General features: G+C 58.2%; 1 protein-coding gene. It reads right to left on the bottom strand.

Going from position 1 to position 5,579, the window contains the following annotated elements; translation table 11 throughout:
* Positions 1–54: 54 nt before the first annotated feature.
* Positions 55–5,160: a RecQ family ATP-dependent DNA helicase gene (locus LAT75_RS15080; RefSeq protein WP_291483577.1), complete on the bottom strand. Its 5,106-nt coding sequence runs from the start codon at positions 5,158–5,160 to the stop codon at positions 55–57.
* Positions 5,161–5,579 lie beyond the last annotated feature (419 nt).

The raw sequence follows: 5,579 nt of genomic DNA, 5'->3' as shown, positions 1-5,579 counted from the left end.
GGCACCCTCATGCGCGTCAGCTTTCCGTTAGGCGCGCCTCAGGATGCGGCCTGATTACCCTTTATTGTGTTGCGTCCTTACACTCCCGGATTCTGCAGTTGGCGTAAAGGGTGATGGCTGCTCAGCCCTCACATAAAGCAGCCGCGGCAGCACGATCAGGATTTCAGGCTGTTTAGTGGTCTGAAGCAGTTGCCCGTTTGGTTTTGAAGCTTCGGATGCATCCAAAGTATCAGAATTTGCAGAAGCAGCGGGAGCAGCAGCAACAGCAAGGCCCTCGTCCGGCGGCTGCCACCACACCACAAAGGCGACTTCGGCCTGCTTCAGCTGAAATCCGCGGGCTTCATGCCGTCTGATGGTTTCCTGATATTTTCTTGAAAACCGGATGACTTCCGCCCCGTTTTCATTCAGCAGGCACTCCCCCTTGCAGCGCAGCTGATCGCCGCTTTTCAGCCGGGAAACCGCGGCCGCCTTTGAACGGAAAAATCCGAGCCACACGTCTTTGTGAGTGAGCTGTTCGCTGAGGAGGTCCGGCTCGGGGTAGCGGGTGTCATCTTCCGATAAAATCGCGCCGTCAGGCAGCAGGCTTTCGAAGTAATCCGAGTTAACGTGCAGATAAAGCCTCTTCCGCGCCCGGGTGAAGGCCACATAAAGCAGCCGCCGCTCTTCATCATCGGAAGGCACAGCCCGTTCGAACAGCACATAAACCGTATCGAACTCGCGGCCCTTGGCTTTATGCATGGTCGAAACGAGCACGCTGCCTTCCCGCTGCTGCAGATAGTCATCGAGCTGCGATTCCTTCAGATGCTGAATTAAATCGTTGCGGTACAGCGTTTTGCCGCTGCTGTTCCGAAAGCTGCCGAGCACCTGCAGGCAGGTTTCGAGCTGTGTGCTGCCGCTGAAGGTCAGCTTCGTTTTCCGGACGGCTTCCTCCCATTCTTCAGCGGTGATGGTGAAGATGCCCTCCTCGGGCTGCAGCGTTTCCACAAAAAAGCGGATTTCCCGCAGGCTGTACAGGCTGAAGCCCTCATTGCTCTGAATCAGCCGCGAGGGCAGCCCCTTGCGGCGCAGCAGGGAGTTGAGGAGCAGGGCCTCTTCGTTGGTGCGGGTCAGTACGGCGGTAGTGCCGCTGATGCCGTTTTGCCAAACGGCATCGCTTACCGGCAGGATGAGCCGGCTTTCCATGCGGTAGCGGGTGTAGTGCAGCTCCCCCGAAAAATCAACTTTGGAGTGAATCGGCGTCGTTTTCATCCTTTGGCTGATGGTGCGAACGAAACGGTTCCCGAATTGGGTGATGATGGCTGCACTCCGGTAGTTTTCCGTCATTTCAAACTGCGCGGTCCGCTCCCGGTGATGCCAGAATTTCGCAAAGTAGCGGGAGTCAGAGCCGCGGAAGGCGTAAATGTTTTGGTCGTCATCCCCGACGGCAACAACCCGCATCTCCTCGTTAGCCTGCATCAGCGCCTTGATGAGGGCGAATTCGTTTTCATCCATGTCCTGCGCCTCATCAATCACGAGCACGGATTTTGTAATCTGACTCCGTTCGATTTCGCCTGATTTGATCTTGGCGACCGTTTCGGGGATCACTTTGTCGGCTTTTTCGAGATTTCCGAGCCTGCCCGAGAGCTCAAAACAGTAGGAGTGGAATGTGGTGATTTTCACAAAGTGTGCCGCGTTGCCGATCAGCTCGCGCAGCCTCATTTTGAATTCCAGCGCCGCAGCCCGCGAAAAGGTGAGCATCAGCAGCTGATCCTGCTTCACATCTTCGGTGAGCAGCAGGGCGGCGAGTTTGTGCACGAGCACGCGTGTCTTGCCGCTGCCGGGCCCCGCAGCAACGGCCACATAGGGGTGTGTCTGCTCTTTCACAATGCTGAGCTGCCGCGGCGAAAGCGCCCCGAACAGTTTTTTGAACTTGCCCGGCGTAATGGTCCGCGTAATTTCCCGCCGGCTGCTGCCGAAATACCTGCTCAGGAAAACCTCATAGTCGAGCTCGAAGTAATCATTCACAAATTCCAAAGCGTCGCGGTAGTCCTTCAGCAGTCGTTTCGCGTATTCCCCCACGATGTGAATCTGCTCGGTTTTCTGCTGATAATGCTGCTCGAGGCGGGTGTAATCCTGCTTTTTGTAGCGCACTCGCTGATCGGTTTCCAGCCGCTCAAGGGTGAGGCGGTTGTAAATCACAATGAAGCTGCCGTCAATGGTGACCGCGCCGATGCGGCTGAGGTAAAACAGCGCTTCCTCAATCTCATGGCTCTGCGCTTCCTCCGCAATCAGGTCCCCGCGGATGTGCTGCTGCCAGGCTTCGAGCATCTCCTTCACCGAAAAATCAGCCCGCAGATGGCTGCGAGCCGGGGTATCGCCGCCGGAAGCTGCCGCATTTTGGGCCGCCTTCCCAAAAAGAAACTGCAGCATAAAGCGCGCAAGCTCGTGCCGCTTCTGCATGGTTTTTGCGAAGGCCTCTGCCTGACCCGTGAGCGCCAGGGCTACGGCTTTGCGCTCATGCTGCCATTTATGCTGCGCATGGCTTTTTACCGACCAGTAATAAATGAGGGTTTTGATTCTTTTGATGCCGCCCTTCACGCCGCTTTCCAACTCAAGGGCTTCACTCAGCTCCCGGAGGTCGTGCTTCTGTTTTTCCTTCACACGTGCCAGCAGGAAGCGCTCCGTCTCGATAAAATCGCTGAGGATGCCCAGCGAGCGGTTTTCGCGCTCGCCCTGCTGCAGGTGCAGCGAGAGGTCTTTGGCATCGGCAAGCACGTCGATTTCGCGCAGCAGCTGCACGATGGAAATCACATCTTTCGCGGGGATGGCCAGGCGGTCGGAGAGGTAATCGACCCGGCTCTCGGCGGTTTCATCTTCGGGCGAAGTGCGGCTTTTGGCCGAGTACAGACTTTTGAGGATGCGCACCGCGTCGGTCTTTTGTTTTAGGGTGAAGCGTCCCGAGGCCTCAACCATATCGATGGCCTCCTGCGCGGTTTTGGGGAGGATGCTGTTGCAGTACACCCGCGGCGAGTTGTGTTTCCGGCTGAGGTAGCCCGATTCCTCCAAAGCCGAGAGTGCGGTCTTTACGCGCGTTTCGATATCTTTCACGCTGTCGTCCCAGCCGGCATTCCGCGCCAGCTCGAGGGCCGACTGCGAAGCCGTAGCCCGGTTTTTGGTAACCAGCTTCACGGCCTGCCACACCTGCTTGATTTCCTGAATGCTGAGCCGGGTCTGATTGAGCATCAGAAAATGCTTGTCGAGGTCCTCCTCATTAAACAGAATGAAACAGCGCGCCTGCAGCGCGGGATTCCGCCCCGCCCGCCCCGCTTCCTGCACGTAATTTTCGAGCGAATCCGAAATATCGAAATGGATTACCAGCTGCACATCCTCCTTGTCAACCCCCATGCCGAAGGCCGAGGTTGCGACCATCACCTGCACCTCCCCCCGCATGAAGGCATCCTGATTGGCCGTTTTTTCGTCCTTATCCATCTGACCGTGAAAAGCCAGCGCGGCTATGCCGTCCTGCTTCAGCCGGTCCGCAATTTTCGTGGTGCGCGCCGTGCGGGAAACATACACAATGGCCGGCTCCTGATGCTGACTCACCAGCTCCCGCACTTTCTGATATTTGCGCTCTTCGTCGTCGGTTTCGAAGGCCTCATACGCGAGGTTGATGCGCCGCACCGAGGATTTGAAAATCCGCAGCTGAAGCCCGCATTCGGTGCTGAAATAGGTGCAGATGTCTTCAATCACCTGCTTCTTTGCGGTTGCGGTGAAGCAGGAAACGGGGATGGGGTCGCTCAGCTGCTTAAGCTGCTGCAGCCGCCGGATGAACTTGCCGATGTAGAGGTAATCGACGCGGAAATCCTGCCCCCAGGAAGAAAAACAGTGGGCTTCGTCGATCACAAAGCGCACAATTTTGCGGCCGGTGAGCAGGCGCTCGATGGTGGAGGAGCGCAGCGATTCCGGTGAAATGTACAGCATACACGCCTGCCCGTTTTCGATCTGCTCCAGGGCGACGGCCCGCTCAATCGGGTCGAGCAGCCCGTTGATGGTTACCGCCCGGGTGACGCCCTTTTTGATGAGGTTATCGACCTGATCTTTCATCAGCGACTGCAGCGGCGAGATTACGACAGTGAGGCTGCGGGTGTTCTCGCCGGCCATCAGCGCCGGCACCTGAAAAGTGAGGGATTTGCCGCCACCGGTCGGGAACACCGCAAGCAGGGAGTCGCCGTCGAGCGCCGCCTGCACGGCCTGCTCCTGCAGCGGCTGCCCGTCGAAACTGCGGTAGGCATCATAACCGAAAAAATGGCGCAGCCCCTGTACGGGGTCGAGCATCCGGCGGCAGTATGCGCAGCCCGGTGCACACGGCCGGTTCCGGAGCTGCTCGAGAACAGCCTCGGTCTTCGGGAAATTTTTGAGCACCCAGCGGGGCGTCAGGGAGTCGCTGTTGCGCGTATCGGCCAGTGCCAGCGCATAAGCCAGCTCAACCGGCTGACTGCGGATGAAATCAGGCAGCGGCGCATGCGCACAAAGCTGCTGCTGCCAGGCAAGCGGGATCAGCTCCGCCGCATCCTTTGCGGAAGCCTCAAGCCCCAGCAGCCTGAAAAAGCCGCCAAAGCCCGGCTGATTGCCCAGCAGGCCCGCATAAACGCGCTGCCGCACGGCATCAAGCCGGTTGAAGGCTGAAACCTCATCATAAAAAAGATCCCGCGCCTTTTGCGCGTCATTCAGCGGATTGTTCTCCTCCGAGCCTGCCAGCCGGTCGTCTTTCACCAGCCTGTGATATGGTTTTTCGGGGAAGAGCAGGGGCGAGAGCAGCAGCGTATCGATGAGGCGCGCCTCGTCAAAAGCCCGGATTTCCGGCACATGCTGCAGGTAGCCAAGGTCATGCCGGATGATGTTGTGCCCGCACAGAAAACCGGCCTCCGCCATGAAACGCCCCAGCGCCCGCAGGTCCGCCCCGTGAAACGCCTGCCCGGTACTGAACAGCGCAGCCGCATCCGTCACCTTCCGCTGATTCGGACTGACCTCGGTATCAATAAAAACGACTGTGTGGGCAAGCTGCATCGAAAGCGTGTGCAGGGTGAAGGACTTCCGCCCCCGACCCCATTTGGGTGATTGATGAACGGATTTGATTTTTTTGATGAAGGATGAAGCAGCCCCAAAATAGCAAAACCACACGATAAACGTGTGACAACACTTGCGCGATGATGGCACACGGATGGCACGCCGATTGAGCGGATCAGGCCGGATTTTTTGTTGGATGTAGAACTCAAACCTCCAAGGTTTTAAAAACCCTGGAGGTTTTTTCGACCGCCCGGCTCCGGAGGAGCCCAAGCTTTGCAGCAACCACCTCAGCCACCCCACCTCCCCAAGCCCGGCGCGGCCTGCCGCGCCGGGTGCCCTAAACCCCAACCCGTCATCCCGGAAACCGTGCGGCACCCCAACGGTCCGAACAGCCTCGGAAACGGGCCCGCACGGTTATCCGGGACCTACCAGCGTGTTCACGCCGCCATGCCGATAGCAGGTTTGGGTCGCTGTGCAGCGTTTTGCAGTACCGGCTTCGGGTGCCCTGCTACTGCATGGCGGCACAGCTTAGC

Origin of the sequence: Cyclonatronum sp. (assembly GCF_022565315.1) — a bacterium.
Taxonomy (GTDB): Bacteria; Bacteroidota; Rhodothermia; order Balneolales; family Cyclonatronaceae; genus Cyclonatronum.
This window is presented reverse-complemented; position numbering and strand designations above follow the sequence as displayed.